General features: G+C 72.3%; 14 protein-coding genes. 1 reads left to right on the forward strand and 13 read right to left on the reverse strand.

The genetic code is table 11. The annotated features are described in order from the left end of the window. Window positions 1-84 precede the first annotated feature (84 nt). The 5 genes from ACGFML_RS07315 to fmt all read right to left on the reverse strand — a co-directional run bounded on the left by ACGFML_RS07315 (window position 85) and on the right by fmt (window position 6,945). A complete protein-coding gene (locus ACGFML_RS07315) occupies window positions 85-1,074 on the reverse strand; it encodes a sugar-binding transcriptional regulator (RefSeq protein WP_393541669.1) in 990 nt (329 codons plus the stop codon). 200 nt (window positions 1,075-1,274) lie between these two features. Further along, on the reverse strand, window positions 1,275-1,955 hold the full coding sequence (gene rpe, locus ACGFML_RS07320; RefSeq protein WP_393540976.1) for a ribulose-phosphate 3-epimerase: 681 nt from the start codon (window positions 1,953-1,955) through the stop codon (window positions 1,275-1,277). 130 nt (window positions 1,956-2,085) lie between these two features. Continuing rightward, the gene (locus tag ACGFML_RS07325; protein WP_393540978.1) at window positions 2,086-4,305 is read right to left on the reverse strand and encodes an NADP-dependent isocitrate dehydrogenase; all 2,220 of its coding nucleotides are present in this window, start codon (window positions 4,303-4,305) and stop codon (window positions 2,086-2,088) included. Between the two features lie 136 nt (window positions 4,306-4,441). After that, window positions 4,442-5,881 (reverse strand): RsmB/NOP family class I SAM-dependent RNA methyltransferase, encoded by a 1,440-nt coding sequence (locus tag ACGFML_RS07330; RefSeq protein WP_393540980.1) that lies wholly within the window; start codon window positions 5,879-5,881, stop codon window positions 4,442-4,444. Between the two features lie 119 nt (window positions 5,882-6,000). Beyond that, window positions 6,001-6,945 (reverse strand): methionyl-tRNA formyltransferase, encoded by a 945-nt coding sequence (fmt, locus tag ACGFML_RS07335; RefSeq protein WP_393540982.1) that lies wholly within the window; start codon window positions 6,943-6,945, stop codon window positions 6,001-6,003. Between the two features lie 263 nt (window positions 6,946-7,208). Between fmt and ACGFML_RS07340 the strand changes: the two genes are divergently transcribed. Beyond that, window positions 7,209-7,748 (forward strand): hypothetical protein, encoded by a 540-nt coding sequence (locus tag ACGFML_RS07340; RefSeq protein ID WP_393540984.1) that lies wholly within the window; start codon window positions 7,209-7,211, stop codon window positions 7,746-7,748. A 128-nt stretch (window positions 7,749-7,876) separates the two neighbouring features. Here ACGFML_RS07340 and ACGFML_RS07345 read toward each other — a convergent pair whose 3' ends face one another. From ACGFML_RS07345 to ACGFML_RS07380, 8 genes are all read right to left on the reverse strand, one after another. Next, the gene (locus tag ACGFML_RS07345) at window positions 7,877-10,015 is read right to left on the reverse strand and encodes a primosomal protein N' (protein WP_393540986.1); all 2,139 of its coding nucleotides are present in this window, start codon (window positions 10,013-10,015) and stop codon (window positions 7,877-7,879) included. 111 nt (window positions 10,016-10,126) lie between these two features. Continuing rightward, window positions 10,127-11,335 carry a methionine adenosyltransferase gene (gene metK / locus ACGFML_RS07350; protein WP_393540988.1) on the reverse strand — a complete coding sequence of 403 codons (1,209 nt, stop codon included), beginning with the start codon at window positions 11,333-11,335 and terminating at the stop codon, window positions 10,127-10,129. Between the two features lie 265 nt (window positions 11,336-11,600). Beyond that, complete coding sequence (coaBC, locus tag ACGFML_RS07355) at window positions 11,601-12,836, reverse strand: bifunctional phosphopantothenoylcysteine decarboxylase/phosphopantothenate--cysteine ligase CoaBC (RefSeq protein ID WP_393540990.1); 1,236 nt, start codon at window positions 12,834-12,836, stop codon at window positions 11,601-11,603. 104 nt (window positions 12,837-12,940) lie between these two features. Next, entirely contained in the window at window positions 12,941-13,213 is a 273-nt protein-coding gene (gene rpoZ, locus ACGFML_RS07360; protein WP_005319902.1) for a DNA-directed RNA polymerase subunit omega, read from the reverse strand. An 87-nt stretch (window positions 13,214-13,300) separates the two neighbouring features. After that, window positions 13,301-13,921 carry a guanylate kinase gene (gene gmk, locus ACGFML_RS07365; RefSeq protein WP_393540992.1) on the reverse strand — a complete coding sequence of 207 codons (621 nt, stop codon included), beginning with the start codon at window positions 13,919-13,921 and terminating at the stop codon, window positions 13,301-13,303. Between the two features lie 37 nt (window positions 13,922-13,958). Further along, on the reverse strand, window positions 13,959-14,282 hold the full coding sequence (locus ACGFML_RS07370; protein ID WP_006607450.1) for an integration host factor: 324 nt from the start codon (window positions 14,280-14,282) through the stop codon (window positions 13,959-13,961). Between the two features lie 215 nt (window positions 14,283-14,497). Next, window positions 14,498-15,334 (reverse strand): orotidine-5'-phosphate decarboxylase, encoded by an 837-nt coding sequence (gene pyrF / locus ACGFML_RS07375; protein WP_393540994.1) that lies wholly within the window; start codon window positions 15,332-15,334, stop codon window positions 14,498-14,500. Then, complete coding sequence (locus tag ACGFML_RS07380) at window positions 15,331-16,440, reverse strand: quinone-dependent dihydroorotate dehydrogenase (protein WP_393540996.1); 1,110 nt, start codon at window positions 16,438-16,440, stop codon at window positions 15,331-15,333. The genes pyrF and ACGFML_RS07380 overlap by 4 nt, the downstream gene beginning before the upstream one ends. Between the last annotated feature and the right edge of the window lie 79 nt (window positions 16,441-16,519).

Genomic DNA, 16,519 nt, shown 5'->3' on the forward strand with positions numbered 1-16,519 from the left:
CCCGCCGGTGAACGCGGCGCCGCAGGGCGGGCGCGCCGCTCCGCGTCGCCCGTCGAGTACCCGTCAGGCCCGCATCGGCGCCCGTCAGACGCCGTCGGGGTCCGCCCGGTCGAGGGCGGGGCGCGGCCCCGGGCCGGTCTCCCGCAGCAGGTGGTCGGCGGCCGCCGTGTCCGTCACCAGGCTGGTCACCAGCCCCGAGCGGAGCACCGCACCGATGGCCGCGGCCTTGCGCCGGCCGCCGGCGATCGCGACGACCTCCGGGATCCGGCGCAGCCGGTCCGCCTCGACAGTGATGCAGCGCTCGCCCAGGTCCCGGCCGATCCGGCGGCCCTCGGCGTCGAAGAGGTGCGCGGACATCTCGGCGGCCGCGCCCAGCGAGGCGTAGTGCTCCCGCTCGTCCTCCGAGAGCATGTCGTAGACCGTCGAGACGCCCGGCTCCCAGGAGCCGATGGAGACGCAGGCGACGGTGACCTTGTCGAAGTACTCGAAGGCGCGGGCGATGCCGGTCTGCCGGCGCAGCGCCTCGGCGGTCGCCGAGTCGGGCAGCAGCATCGGCGCGTAGATCGGGTGCGCCTCGCCCCCGGAGACGTCGGCGGCGCGGCGTACCGCCTCGACGGAGCCGCGGTCGGCGGTTCCCGCGTCGTAGACACCGGTCAACTGGACGACCGTGCACGGCGGAAGCCGGTGCAGGGCGGCCGCCATGTGGATGGTGGACCGGCCCCAGGCCAGGCCCAGCACATCGCCCTCGGCGACGAGTTCGCCCAGCAGGTCGGCGGCGACCTCGCCGAGGTTCTCCGGGTCCGCGGCGTCCTCGGACGCGTCCGCCGGCGACTCGACGACGACCGCGTGCCGCAGGCCGTAGCGGGCCCGCAGGGCGTCGGAGCGTTCGGCGTCGAGCTCGGAGGGCACGCGGATCTCGATCCGTACGAGATCGCGTTCCAGGGCCGTCTCCAGCACGCGCGCGACCTTGAACCGGCTGACGCCGAACTCGTCGGCGATCTGGATCTTGGACTTGCCCTCAAGATAGAAGCGGCGGGCCATCGCCGCCGCCTGCACCAGCTCGGCGGGGCCCATTCCGGACTGTGGGCGGCTGGCTACCACGAAATTCTCCCCTTGTGCGCATCTGATCGAGTCTTTGCTCATCCTTTCAGAAACGAGAGGTGTACGGGGACCATGACCGCCGCGACGGCCGTGAACGCTCGGTTGCGACTCGGACAACCGACGGCACGACCATCGTCACGTGAAGCGGCCCGCCCCGTACGCCCCCGTCCGGCTCAGTGCGCGCAGCCCCAGCTCGCCGCCTTTGCCGCATCGGCCTTCTCCCGCAGGTCCCGGACCGCCTTGGCCGGATCGTCCGCGCCGTAGACCGCGGAGCCCGCGACGAACACGTCGGCGCCCGCCTCGGCGCACCGCTCGATGGTGGCGTCGGAGACCCCGCCGTCCACCTGGAGCCAGAGCTCCAGTCCGTGCCGGGAGATCAGCTCACGGGTCCGGCGGATCTTCGGCAGCATGATGTCCAGGAACGCCTGGCCGCCGAAACCCGGCTCCACGGTCATGATCAGCAGCATGTCGAGCTCGGGGAGCAGGTCTTCGTACGGCTCGATCGGCGTGGCGGGCTTGAGCGCCATCGCGGCCCGCGCGCCCTGGGCCCGAATCTCCCGCGCCAGCCGCACCGGGGCCGCCGCGGCCTCCGCGTGGAAGGTCACCGACCCCGCCCCCGCCTCGACGTACTGCGGCGCCCAGCGGTCCGGGTCCTCGATCATCAGATGCAGGTCGAGCGGGGTTTCCGTCGCCTTGCGCAGCGACTCGACGACCGGCACACCGAGCGTGAGGTTCGGGACGAAGTGGTTGTCCATGACGTCGACGTGCAGCCAGTCGGCGCCCTCGACGGCCTTCGCCTCCTCGGCGAGGCGGGCGAAGTCTGCGGACAGGATGCTGGGGTTGATCAAGGCCATGTCCCCAGTATGGCCTGCGGCCCTCGGCCCGACGGAGGGGGGAGCCCGTCGCCCCGGGCCGGGCGGCCCGTACAGAGCCGAACCGCCCCGGCCGGGGACACCGGCCGGGGCGGTCGCCACCAGGACTGCCTCAGGCGAGGGTCGACAGCGCCTGGTTCAGGGTCGTCGACGGACGCATGACGGCCGCGGCCTTGGCCACCTCGGGCTGGTAGTAGCCCCCGATGTCGGCCGGCGAACCCTGCACCGCGATCAGCTCGTCGACGATCGTCTGCTCCTGCTCGGTCAGCGTCTTGGCCAGGGCCGCGAACGCCTCCCCGAGCTGCGCGTCGTCGGTCTGCTTGGCCAGCTCCTGCGCCCAGTACAGCGCGAGGTAGAAGTGGCTGCCGCGGTTGTCGATGCCACCCACGCGGCGGCTGGGCGACTTGTCGTTCTCCAGGAACGTGGCCGTCGCACGGTCGAGGGTGTCGGCGAGGACCTGGGCGCGCGCGTTGCCCGTGGACTGCGCCAGGTGCTCGAAGCTGACCCCCAGCGCGAGGAACTCGCCCAGGCTGTCCCAGCGCAGGTAGTTCTCCTTGACCAGCTGCTGGACGTGCTTCGGCGCCGAGCCGCCGGCGCCGGTCTCGAACAGTCCGCCGCCGTTCATCAGCGGCACGACCGACAGCATCTTGGCGCTGGTGCCCAGCTCCAGGATGGGGAACAGGTCGGTCAGGTAGTCACGCAGGACGTTGCCGGTGACCGAGATGGTGTTCTCACCGCGGCGGATGCGGTCGAGCGAGAACCTGATCGCGTCGACCGGAGCCATGATCTCGATCTGCAGGCCCTCGGTGTCGTGCTCCGGGAGGTACTGCTGGACCTTGGCGATCAGGATGGCGTCGTGCGCACGGCCCTCGTCCAGCCAGAACACGGCCGGGTCACCGGTCGCGCGGGCGCGGGTGACGGCGAGCTTGACCCAGTCCTGGATCGGCGCGTCCTTGGTCTGGCACATCCGGAACACGTCGCCGGCGCTGACGACCTGCTCCACCACGGCATTGCCGGCTCCGTCGACGACCCGCACGGTGCCCGTGACGGGGACCTCGAAGGTCTTGTCGTGGCTGCCGTACTCCTCGGCCTTCTGCGCCATCAGACCGACGTTGGGCACCGAGCCCATCGTGGCCGGGTCGTAGGCGCCGTTCGCCCGGCAGTCGTCGATGACGACCTGGTAGATCCCGGCGTAGCTGCTGTCCGGGATGACCGCGAGGGTGTCGGCCTCTCCGCCGTCCGGGCCCCACATGTGGCCGGACGTGCGGATCATGGCCGGCATCGAGGCGTCGACGATCACGTCGCTCGGCACGTGCAGGTTGGTGATGCCACGGTCGGAGTCGACCATCGCGAGCTCGGGGCCCTGGGCCAGCTCGGCCTCGAAGGACGCCTTGATCGCCGCGCCCTCGGGCAGCGACTCCACGCCCTTGAGGATGCCGCCGAGACCGTCGTTCGGGGTCAGACCGGCCGCGGCGAGCGTGGCGCCGTGCTCGGCGAAGGTGTCCGGGAAGAAGGCCCGTACGACGTGACCGAAGATGATCGGGTCCGAGACCTTCATCATCGTGGCCTTGAGGTGCACCGAGAACAGCACGCCCTCGGCCTTGGCGCGGGCGACCTGCGCCGTGAGGAACTCGCGCAGCGCCGCGACGTGCATGACGGACGCGTCCACGACCTCGCCCGCGATCACCGGCACCGACTCACGCAGGACGGTGGTGCTGCCGTCGTCCCCGTGGAGCTCGATGCGCAGCGAGCCGGCCTCACCGATCACCGCGGACTTCTCGGTGGAACGGAAGTCGTCGGCGTCCATGTGCACGACGTTCGTCTTCGACTCGGGCGTCCAGGCACCCATCCGGTGCGGGTGTGCCTTGGCGTAGTTCTTCACCGCGGCGGCCGCCCGGCGGTCCGAGTTGCCCTCGCGCAGCACCGGGTTGACGGCGCTGCCCTTGACCTTGTCGTACCGCGCGCGGACGTCCTTGTCCTCGTCGGTCTTCGGGTCGTCCGGGTAGTCCGGCAGCGCGTAGCCCTGCTGCTGCAGCTCGGCGACCGCGGCCTTCAGCTGCGGGATCGACGCCGAGATGTTCGGCAGCTTGATGATGTTCGCGCCGGGCGTCTTGGCCAGCTCACCGAGCTCCGCCAGCGCGTCCTCGATGCGCTGGCCCTCCTCGAGACGCTCCGGGAAGCTGGCGATGATCCGCCCGGCCAGGGAGATGTCGCGGGTCTCCACCGAGACGCCGGCGGTCGATGCGTATGCCTGGATCACAGGCAGGAACGAATACGTCGCCAGGGCCGGAGCCTCGTCAGTGTGCGTATAGATGATGGTCGAGTCAGTCACCGGTGCTCCGCTCCAGTTCTCCACGTCTGCAACATTGCTCGACATCAAGATATCTCGTGATCGAGTGCGGCTCGACAGTGCCCTGCATCATCCGACGAAGCCCGCCGAAGTCGCCCGTCGGCGCTCCGGCGCCCGCTCAGCCCGTCCGCCGCAACAGCGCCAGGTACATCGCGTCCGTACCGTGCAGATGCGGCCACAGCTGCACATCCGGCCCCTCACCGAGCGCCGGGATCCCCGGCATCAGCGGCCGGGCGTCGACGAACTCCACCGCCACCGCCGGGCCACCGCGCCCCTTGATCACATCGTCCACCACGGCGCGCGTCTCGGCGAGATGGGGCGAGCAGGTGGCATACCCGACGACGCCACCGACCCGTACGGCGTCCAGCGCCTGCCGCAGCAGCTCGCGCTGGAGCGGGGCGAAGCCGTCCAGGTCCTCGGGGCGGCGGCGCCAGCGGGCCTCCGGGCGGCGGCGCAGCGCGCCCAGGCCGGTGCAGGGCACGTCGACCAGCACCCGGTCGAAGACCCCGGGCCGCCAGGCCGGACGGGTGCCGTCGGCGGCGATGACCTCGTACGGGCCGGGGTTGCCCGCGAGCGACCGGGCCACCAGGCGGGCGCGGTGCGGCTGCTTCTCGGACGCCAGCAGGGCGGCACCGCGCTGCGCCGCCAGCGCCCCCAGGAGCGCCGCCTTGCCACCGGGGCCCGCGCAGCCGTCCAGCCAGGCCCGGTCGCGGCCCTCGATCGGCGCGTTGGCCAGCGCGACGGCGACGAGCTGGCTGCCCTCGTCCTGTACGCCGGCGCGCCCCTCCTGCACGGGCTCCAGCGCGCCCGGCTCACCGCCCTCCGCGAGCCGCACGGCGTACGGGGACCAGCGTCCCGGCAGCGCGCTGTCCTCACCCGCGGCAACCAGGAGCTCCTCGGCGGTGGAACGTCCCGGGCGCGCCACCAGCGTCACCTCGGGCCGTTCGTTGTCCGCCTCCAGCAGGTCCTCGATACCGGCCCGGCCGCCGCCCAGGGCGTCCCACAGGGCCGACACGACCCAGCGCGGGTGGGCGTGGACGATGGCCAGGTGGTCCTCGGGGTCCGCGTCGTAGTCCGGTGCGACCCGCTCCAGCCAGCCGTCCAGGTCATGGGCCGCGATCTTGCGCAGCACCGCGTTCACGAACTTCGCCCGCCCGTCCCCCAGCACCACGCGCGCCAGCTCCACGCTCGCGCTGACGGCGGCGTGCGTCGGGATCCGGGTGCCGAGCAGCTGGTGCGCGCCGAGCGTCAGCACGTCCAGCACCGGCGGGTCGACCTCCCGCAGCGGCCGGTCCACGCACTGCGCGATGATCGCGTCGTAGGTGCCCTGCCGGCGCAGCGAGCCGTAGACCAGCTCGGTGGCCAGCGCCGCGTCCCGGCTGTCGAAGTCGCCGCCCTCGCGCGCCTTGCGCAGCAGCGGCGGCAGGACGAGGTTCGCGTACGCGTCCCGCTCGTCGACCGCCCGCAGTGCCTCGAACGCGAGGATCCGGACCGGGTCCTTCTGCGGACGGCGATAGGGCTTACGGGTGCCATGGCGACGCGGCGACTGCTGACTCACAGAAAGGTGCTCCGGATACGAGAGAGGGGGTTCCGCCCCAGCCTAGAGGAGTGCGTCCGAAGTCCCGTCGTCCGCCCGCGGGCCGGGCGGGACTTCGGACGCACTCGTCCGGCCCGCCCTCAGGCCGCATCCCCCAGCCGCTCCCCGGCCTCGATCCGTACGCCACGGGCCCAGTCGGCGCCCTTCATCGGCTTCTTGCCCTGCGGCTGGACCCAGACCAGTTCGAGGGGGTGGCTGCCGGTGCCGACGTATACCGCCTTCTTGGTGACGGCGAGTTCGCCGGGCGCGAGGTCCAGGTCGGCGTGCGGCGGCGCCGAGACGGCCGACATCAGCTTGAGGCGTTCGTCGCGGAAGACCGTCCACGCACCGGGGGCGGGCGCGCAGCCGCGGATGACGCGGTCGACGCGGAGCGCCGGCGTCGTCCAGTCGACCTTGGCGTCCTCGACCTCGATCTTGGGGGCGAGGGAGACGCCTTCGGCCGGCTGCGGGACGGCGTGCAGGGTGCCGTCCTCGATGCCGTCCATCGTGGCGGTGAGCAGCCCGGCGCCCGCGAACGCCAGCCGGGTCAGCAGATCGCCGCTGGTGTCGGTGGGACGGATCTCCTCGGTGAGCACCCCGAACACCGGGCCGGAGTCCAGCCCCCGCTCGATCTGGAAGGTCGACGCGCCGGTCATCTCGTCACCGGCGAGCACGGCGTGCTGGACGGGCGCCGCGCCACGCCACGCGGGCAGCAGCGAGAAATGCAGGTTGACCCAGCCGCGGGCAGGGACGTCCAGCGCGACCTGCGGCAGCAGTGCGCCGTAGGCGACCACCGGGCAGCAGTCCGGTGCGATCTCCCGCAGCCGGGCCAGGAAGTCCTCGTCGCGCGGCTTGGCGGGCTTGAGGACCTCGATGCCCGCCTCCTCCGCCCGCTCCGCGACGGGACTCGCGACCAGCCTGCGTCCGCGGCCGGAGGGGGCGTCGGGCCGGGTCACGACGGCCACCACCTCGTGCCGGTCCGAGGCGATCAGGGCATCGAGGGCGGGCACGGCGACCTCGGGGGTGCCGGCGAAGACGAGCCTCATGGGTGGCGCACTACCTCTCTCGCGCTGCGGATCGACGCACCAGTCTATGGGGCGTCACCTGCCTCGCGCCGCGGGACTCCGGCGCCGGGAGCGCGGGGGCGTGCGAGGCTGTCCGCGCCTCTCACACAAGCTCGTACGCCCCCATACCGTGACCAGAGCCGCTCCTGTCGCGTTGGTCAAACAGCATTGACCTGATCACGGGCCGCTTTGGCGGCCCGATCGCTTTCGTCCTTCTATTCGACGCCGGTTCGAGAGGCTCGCTCATGGCCGACCACGCAACCCACGACGCACAGGCACGCGCCAGCCTGCATCTCCTGGTACGGGACATCGAGCGGGTCCGCCGGCAGGTGGACGCGTTGCGCACCCTGACCGCTCAGCTCGGCAACGTCTACCGGCCGCGCCGTACAGGCCCCGCCGCGGGCTTCGTCGTCTACGGACGCGCGCCCGCCCCGACGGTGCGCCTCGCCCAGGAGCTGCGGGACAGCGTCGAGACACTCGTCACGGCGGCGGTCGACTTCGACCGCTCGCTGGGCTTCTCCTGGGACGCGGTGGGCTCGGCGCTCGGCGTCACCAAGCAGGCGGTGCACCGCCGTTACGGTGCCCGCCGGGCCGCCGCCCAGCCCGCGGCCGACGGCGGCGGCGAACGGCCGGCGGAGACCTCCTCGCCCCGGGCCGTCACCGTGGCCGCCGGCCTGCCCGGGACGCCGTCCGTACCCGCCGCCCGTGCCATGCCCGCACAGCCGACCGCCGTCGGCCGGGACGAAGCGAGGCCGGGAGCCTTTCCCGGCCCCCGCAACGGCTGACGCCGCCCACGCCCACCGGGCACGACACACCGCCCACACCCACCGGGCACGACACATCGCCGACGCTCGCCGTCGCCCCGGGCCACCCGACGGCACCGGTCCCGGGGCGACGCCCCGCGAAGGAGCCGTCAGCCCAGATCGGGCGGATCGATCCGCACCCTCACCGGCTCCCCCTCCCGCTTGACCAGCCGTGCCGCGCGCGCCGCCTTGAGCGCCGCCGCAAGCACCGCCCCCTGCCCCGGCCGTACCCGTACGAGTGCCCGCTCCCACGTCTCCCCCGGCGGCGGATCACCCGGCCGACGGGGCCGCCCCGGATCCGGCACCGCCAGCGGTACGGGCCCCAGCACCTCGGCGCCGGGCGGGAGTTCGGCGGCCCCCAGCAGCTCGACCACGTCCTCCGACCGGCCCGCCACCGAGGCCATCCGCGACACCGGGGGAAAGCCGAGCTCGGCCCGCTCGGCCAGCTCACGAACGGCGTGACCGACCGGGTCCCAGCGCACCAGCGCCTGCACCGGCCGCAGCGTCGGCTCCGCGATCACCGCTACCGTGCCGCCCTCCGCATGGCCGCGCACCAGGGCTGCGGCCCCCAGCCAGCGCCGCAGCGCCTCCTCCCCCGCCCGCAGGTCCGGCCGACCGAGCAGCGCCCAGCCGTCCAGCAGCAGCGCGGCCGCGTAGCCGCCCTCCTCGGCCACCGGTTCCGCGCCCGGCGTACTCACCACGAGCGCCGGCGCGCCGGGCACCGTCGTCAGGATGTGGTCGCGCCCCGACGTGCGCACCGGAACCGCCGGGAAGGCGCGCCCCAGTTCCTCCGCGGTCCGGCGCGCCCCCACGATCTGGGCGCGCAGCCGCCCGCCGCCGCACTCGCCGCACCGCCAGTCCGGCTCGGCCCTGCCGCACCACGCACAGGCCAGCTCGCCGCCCGCCTCCTGCGACTCCAGCGGTCCGGCACAGGACCGGCAGCGCGCCGGGGTCCGGCACCTCTCGCACGCCAGTCGGGGGGCGTAACCGCGCCGTGGCACCTGGACCAGCACGGGGCCCCGCTTGAGCCCCTCGCGCACCACCTGCCACGCCATCGTCGGCAGCCGGGCGGCCCGCGCCGCGGCATCCCGCGCCTCGTCGCCGTCGCCGACCGTACGCACCATGGGCGCCGCTGCCCGCACCTGCTCCCGCTCGGCCGTCAGCGGCCGCGCCCAGCCCGTCTCGACCAGCTGTGCCGCCTCGACCGTGCAGCTCAGCCCGCCCAGCAGAAACCCCGCCCGCTCGCTCACCGACCGCTGGATGAGCACTTCGCGGGCATGCGGCTGCGGCGCATGCGGATCGCTGTGACTACCGTCCCCGTCGTCCCACAGAGCCACCAGCCCCAGCTCCCTGACCGGCGCGAACATCGCCGCCCGGGTACCGATCACGGCCCGTACCGAGCCGCGGCTGACCGCCAGCCAGCGCCGGTAGCGCTCCTCGGGGCCGGAATCCGCGGTCAGCAGCACATGCCGCCCCGCCCCGATCAGCTCGCCCAGCGCGTCGTCCACCCGCGCCGCGGCCCGCCCGTCCGGTACCACCACGAGCGCCCCGCGCCCGGAGGCCAGGGCCGCGGCCATCGCCCGCGCCACCTCCTGCGGCCAGGTCGCCCCGGGGAGCGCCGTCCACACCGCCCGCGGCGCATCCCCCCGTGCCAGCGCCGCCAGGAACCCGGGCCCTGCGCCATAGCGGCCCCAACTGCCCACCTCGGGCTGCGCGTTGGGGGGCAGCGGCGCGGGCGACTCCTTCGCCTCGGCGCGCGCCCGCCGGGGCGGCACCGCCAGCTGCACCACATCGGCCAGGGTGCCCGCGTACCGGTCCGCCACCGCCCGGCACAGTCCCAGCAACTCGGGCGTCAGCACCCGCTCGGCCGACAACACCTGGGCAATCGGCGCCAGCACCCCGCGGTACTCGCTCTCCGCGACCCGCTGCACGATGAACCCGCTGACCAGCTTGCCCCCCTCGCGCCGGCCCCCCTTCTCCCCCGCACCGAACCGCACCCGCACCCGCACCCCGGGCTGCGCCTCGGCATCCATCGCCGCCGGCACCGCATAGTCGAAGTACCGGTCGAGGTGCACCAGCCCCTTGTCGACCAGCACCCGCGCCACCGGCAGCCCGGCGGCCAGCTCGGCCCCCCGCCACGTCCGCGGCTTCGCCCGCTCCGCCTTGCGCCCCCGCACGGCCTCGCGGATGAGGGCCAACTGCTCGCCCGCACCCGATTCCGCCCCCGGTCGCCCGTTCTCCCTGCTCACGGCTTCAGGTTTAGCAGATGGGTCGGACAGTGCCGGAAGGGCCGCACACGACCAAGCGGCCCCGGACCGCCAAGCGGTCCGGGGCCGTAGGTCACAGCGAGCGGCAGCGGCTTACAGCCCTGCAGCCTTCTTCAGGGCCTCCACGCGGTCCGTGCGCTCCCAGGTGAAGTCCTCCAGCTCACGGCCGAAGTGGCCGTAGGCGGCGGTCTGGGAGTAGATCGGGCGGAGCAGGTCGAGGTCGCGGATGAGCGCGGCCGGGCGGAGGTCGAAGACCTCGCCGATGGCGGTCTCGATCTTCTCGACATCGACGGCCGCCGTACCGAAGGTCTCGACGAAGAGACCGACGGGCTCGGCCTTGCCGATGGCGTAGGCGACCTGGACCTCGCAGCGCTGCGCGAGGCCCGCCGCGACGACGTTCTTGGCGACCCAGCGCATCGCGTAGGCGGCCGAGCGGTCGACCTTGGACGGGTCCTTGCCGGAGAAGGCGCCACCACCGTGGCGGGCCATGCCGCCGTACGTGTCGATGATGATCTTGCGGCCGGTGAGGCCGGCATCGCCCATCGGGCCGCCGATCTCGAAGCGGCCGGTCGGGTTCACCAGCAGGCGGTAGCCGTCGGTGTCCAGCTTGATGCCGTCCTCGACGAGCTGGTTGAGGACGTGCTCGACGACGAACTCGCGGATGTCGGGCGCGAGCAGCGAGTCGAGGTCGATGTCGCTGGCGTGCTGCGAGGAGACGACGACGGTGTCGAGGCGGACGGCCTTGTGGCCGTCGTATTCGATGGTGACCTGGGTCTTGCCGTCGGGGCGCAGGTAGGGGATGGTGCCGTTCTTGCGGACCTCGGACAGGCGCTTGGACAGGCGGTGCGCGAGGTTGATCGGGAGCGGCATCAGCTCCGGGGTCTCGTCGCAGGCGTAGCCGAACATCAGGCCCTGGTCGCCGGCGCCCTGCTTGTCCAGCTCGTCGTCATCGCCCTCGACGCGGTTCTCGTACGCGGTGTCGACACCCTGGGCGATGTCCGGGGACTGCGCGCCGATGGAGACCGAGACGCCGCAGGAGGCGCCGTCGAACCCCTTCTTGGACGAGTCGTACCCGATGTCCAGGATCTTGTTGCGGACGAGGTTGGGGATGTCGGCGTACGCCTTGGTGGTCACCTCACCGGCCACGTGGACCAGGCCGGTGGTGATCAGCGTCTCGACGGCGACCCGGGAGGTCGGGTCCTCCTTGAGGAGGGCATCGAGGATGGTGTCGCTGATCTGGTCAGCGATCTTGTCGGGGTGGCCCTCGGTGACGGACTCCGAGGTGAACAGGCGGCGGGACACATCGCTCCCTGGGGTTGCAGCGGCTGCTGGCTGATCATTGGCGGAAGGGCCGAGAGCTGCGCTCGGCCCGATCCACGATTCAGTTTATCGGTCGTATGCGACGTTCGGGCACGCAGTCTCGATTTATGGACCCCCCGTGACCTGGGACACCACGGTCCACCCTAGGACGATCACCTCGGAAAGGCGGTCGGGTCAAGGGGGCGCGCCGGATTTCCCGGGGTCCAAGAGGCCAGGTGAGAGGCCGGACGGCGGGGCACGGCGGCGGTCAGGGGCGGGGCCCGGTGAGGCGGGGGGCGACCAGATCCCACAATGTTTCGGCCAGGGCTTCCTTGGGGCCGAACGGCACCGGTGTCTCGGTTCCGTCCGCGGCGAGCACCACCGCTTCGTTCTCGGCCGAGCCGAAGGTCTTGTGCTCGCCGACCTCATTGACGACCAGCAGGTCACAGCCCTTGCGGGCGAGCTTGGCGCGACCGTTGGCGAGGACGTCGTCGGTCTCGGCGGCGAAGCCCACCACGAGCCGGCCGGGGCGGGCGCGGTCGGCGGAGAGCTCGGCGAGGATGTCCGGATTACGGACCAGAGTGACTGGTTCCGGCTCCTGACCGTCCTTCTTCTTGATCTTCCCGCTGGCGTAAACGGCCGGGCGGAAATCGGCCACCGCGGCGGCCATGACGACCGCGTCGGCGTCGGCGGCGGCCTTGAGCACGGCCTCGCGGAGCTGGCGGGCCGTCCCGATACGGAGCACGTCGACGCCTGCCGGGTCGGCCAGGTCGGTGTTCCCCGCGACGAGGGTGACCCGGGCGCCGCGGGCCGCAGCGGTGCGGGCGAGGGCGTAGCCCTGCTTGCCGGAGGAGCGGTTGCCCAGATAGCGGACGGGGTCCAGGGGCTCGCGGGTGCCGCCGGCGGAGATGACGACGTGGCGACCCGCGAGGTCCTGGTCCAGGGCGCGGTCGCCGCGGGCCAGCACCCGGCGGCAGAGCTCGAAGATCTCCACGGGGTCGGGGAAGCGACCCTTGCCGGTGTCGACGCCGGTGAGCCGGCCCACCGCGGGCTCGATCACCAGGGCGCCGCGGCGACGCAGCGTGGCGACGTTTTCCTGGGTTGCGGGGTGCTCCCACATCTCGGTGTGCATCGCGGGGGCGAAGACCACCGGACAGCGGGCGGTCAGGAGCGTGTTGGTCAGGAGGTCGTCGGCGAGACCGTGGGCGGCCTTGGCCAACATGTCGGCGGTGGCGGGCGCCACCACGACGAGATCGGCGGACTGTCCGATGCGGACGTGCGGAACCTCGTGGACGGACTCCCAGACCTCGGTGCCGGCCGGGTTGCCGGACAGCGCGGCCCAGGTGGCCTCGCCGACGAAGTGCAGCGACGCGGCGGTCGGCACCACCCGTACGTCGTGCCCGGACTCGGTGAGCCGCCGCAGCAGCTCACACGCCTTGTACGCGGCGATTCCGCCGCTGACGCCCAGGACGACCCTGGGCCGTACCCGCTTCTGTGTGTCCATCGCTCCGCCGCTCCCCGAGACCACCGGTTCCGTATCCACGCCCCTATGACACACCAAAGGCCCGGCGGTCGTCCCGCCGGGCCTTTGCTGAGCTGTGGTGTCGCCTACTGGGCCGGGCCCTCGATGGCCTCGGAGGTCAGCAGACCCGCGTTGATCTCGCGCAGCGCGATCGACAGGGGCTTCTCGTGGACGTGCGTGTCGACGAGCGGGCCGACGTACTCGAGCAGGCCCTCGCCGAGCTGCGAGTAGTACGCGTTGATCTGACGCGCGCGCTTCGCGGCGTAGATCACAAGGCTGTACTTCGAGTCGGTGGCCTCGAGAAGCTCATCAATTGGCGGATTGATGATGCCCTCGGGTGCGGTGATGGAAGAGGACACTCTCTGCCTTCCGAAGGGGATGAAGCCGGTGTGAAGCATAAACGCAAAGATGTGACGACCCGGGATCCACCGGAAACGTCCGCGGTGTCAGCCGCTGCTGTTCCGGTCTTCAGGTCGATGCAGCATCAAGGCTAGCAGCTCGCGGCTGACGGCCTCGACGGAGGTGTTGACAAGGGTCACATCGAACTCCGTCTCGGCGGCCAGTTCGATCTTGGCGGCCGCCAGTCGGCGCTCGATGACCTCGGGCGCCTCGGTGCCCCGCCCGGTGAGGCGACGGACCAGCTCGTCCCAGCTCGGCGGGGCGAGAAAGACCAGGTGGGCTTCCTTCATCGACTCGCGGACCTGACGGGCGCCCTGCAGATCGATCTCCAGCAGGACCGGCTCCCCGGCCTCGAGGCGGTCCATGACCGCCTTGCGGGGGGTGCCGTAGCGGTTGCCCGCGAACTCGGCCCATTCCAGCAGTTCGCCGTTGGCGACGAGCTTGTCGAACTCCCCGTCGTCGACGAAGAAGTAATGGACACCGTGCCGCTCCCCGGGGCGCGGCTTGCGGGTGGTGGCCGAAACCGAGAGCCAGACCTCGGGATGCACCTTGCGCATATGCGCGACGACCGTGCTCTTGCCGACCCCCGAGGGGCCGGAGAGCACGGTCAGTCGCGGTTGTCTGACCGGGGGTGCGGGGGTCTCCCCCCGGGAGACTGCAGAACTCATGCAGCGATTATTCCAGCTTCCCGGCAATGCCGGGAACTCAGGAAGCGGTGCTGCCGAACTCACGCTCCAACGATGCGATCTGGTTGGAGCCAAGACCCCGCACGCGGCGGCTCTCGGAGATCCCGAGCCGCTCCATGATCTGCTTGGCGCGGACCTTGCCGACGCCGGGCAGGGACTCCAGGAGGGCGGAGACCTTCATCTTGCCGATGACATCGTTCTCCTGTCCCTGCTTGATGACCTCATGGAGGGAGGCACCGGAGTGCTTGAGCCGATTCTTGACCTCGGCGCGCTCCCGGCGAGCCGCTGCGGCCTTCTCGAGCGCGGCTGCGCGCTGTTCAGGGGTAAGGGGCGGAAGAGCCACGCCTACGTCACCTCGGATGTCGAACTGTCGGATACGGACCGGTGTGGAACCTAGTCGCCCCGCACCTGCGGAGCAACGAACAACGCGCTTACGTGCGGTGCTCTCGTCGGAGACTAGCGGGCGAGGGCTCCGGAGTCAGCGAGAACAGACGAAAAGTCCTGGTCAGCCTCTGCCGACCAGGACAATTCGGGACCAAAACACCCGTCGGAGAGCTCTTAAGCGACCGCGGTGCGCACGTCTTCCGCGAATCGGGCCGCCGCAGCGCGCAGAGCTGCGGCATCGGGGCCGTGCCGGAGCACCCCGCGGCTGACGCTCGGGACCACGTTGCGCACGGCGTCCCCGAAGACCGTCGGGAGGTCGGCGGGGGTGGCGCCCTGGGCGCCGATGCCCGGAGCGAGCAGCGGGCCGTTGATCGCCAGATCGAACGAGGAGAGATCGCCGAGCGTGGCGCCGACGACCGCGCCGAAGGAACCCAGCGGGTCGGCGCCGGCGTTCTCCGCGGCGAGGTGGCCGAGCATGGTCGCGGCCAGCGTGCGGCCGTCCTCGCGCACCGCGCGCTGGACCTCCGCGCCCTCCGGGTTGGAGGTCAGGGCCAGGACGAAGACCCCGCAGCCGTTCAGCACGGCGGCGTCGAGCGCCGGACGCAGCGACCCGAAGCCCAGGTACGGGCTGAGGGTGACCGCGTCGGAGAAGAGCGGGCTGCGCGGGTTGAGGTAGGTGTCGGCGTACGCGCCCATGGTGGAGCCGATGTCGCCGCGCTTGGCGTCCATCAGCACCAGGGCGCCGCGCTCACGGGCCTCGGCGACGGCGGTCTCCAGGACGGCGAGGCCGCGCGAGCCGAAGCGCTCGAAGAAGGCGGACTGCGGCTTGAAGACCGCGACGTGCTCGCCGAGCGCCTCCACGACGGTACGGGTGAAGCGGGCCAGGCCCGCGACATCGTCGTTCAGGCCCCAGTCGGCCAGCAGGGAGGCGTGCGGGTCGATGCCGACGCAGAGCGGGCCGCGGTCGTCCATGACGCGGCGCAGACGGGAACCGAAGGGTTCGGGACTCATGCGGTCACCTTCTCGTGCTCGGCGCCGACGGCGTCGGCGAGAGTGGCGTACGGGCTGTTGCGCAGGCGCGCGGCCAGGCCCTTGTGCAGGGCGCGGCACCAGAACGGGCCCTCGTAGATGAAGGCGCTGTAGCCCTGGACGAGGGTGGCGCCGGCCAGGATGCGCTGCCAGGCGTCCTCGGCGGTGGTGATGCCGCCGACCCCGACGAGGGTGATCCGGTCGCCGACGCGGGCGTAGAGGCGGCGCAGGACCTCCAGGGAGCGCTCCTTGACGGGCGCGCCGGACAGGCCGCCGGTCTCGGCGGTCAGCTCCGGGGCGGAGGTCAGTCCGAGGCCGTCGCGGGCGATGGTGGTGTTGGTGGCGATGATGCCGTCCAGGCCCAGCTCCAGGGCGAGGTCGGCGACCGCGTCGATGTCCGCGTCGGCCAGGTCCGGGGCGATCTTGACCAGCAGCGGGACGTGGCGGTCGGTGACCGTACGGTCGGCGGCCTCGCGGACGGCGGTCAGCAGCGGGCGCAGGTGCTCGACGGCCTGCAGGCTGCGCAGCCCCGGGGTGTTCGGGGAGGAGACGTTGACGACCAGGTAGTCGGCGTGGCCGGCGAGGCGCTCGGTGGAGGTGACGTAGTCGGCCACCGCCTCCTCCTCCGCCACGACCTTGGTCTTGCCGATGTTGACGCCGACGGTGGTCGGGAAGACCGGGTTGCGGGCGGCCAGGCGGGCCGCCACGGACGCCGAGCCCTCGTTGTTGAAGCCCATGCGGTTGATCAGCGCACGGTCCGGGACGAGCCGGAAGAGACGCTTCTTGGGGTTGCCCGGCTGGGGCTGGGCGGTGACGGTGCCGATCTCGACATGGTCGAAGCCGAGCATCGTCATGCCGTCGATGGCGACCGCGTTCTTGTCGAAGCCGGCGGCCAGGCCGAAGGGGCCGTGCATCCGGCGGCCGAGCGCCTCGGTGCGCAGTTCCGGGTGCCGGGGTGCGAGGGCGGCGGCGACGAACGTGCGCAGGACGGGGAGGCGAACCACGCGGCGGATCCAGGAAAAGGCCAGGTGGTGGGCCTGCTCGGGGTCCATGCGCCGGAAGACCAGCTGGAAGAAGAGGCGGTACATGGTGGGACGGGGCCTTCCGCGGAGTGGAGGAACGAGGGGTTCGAGGGGGCTGACGAAGAGGGGGACACCGCTTCGGTGT

This window comes from Streptomyces sp. NPDC048650, from assembly GCF_043199095.1.
GTDB lineage: Bacteria > Actinomycetota > Actinomycetes > Streptomycetales > Streptomycetaceae > Streptomyces.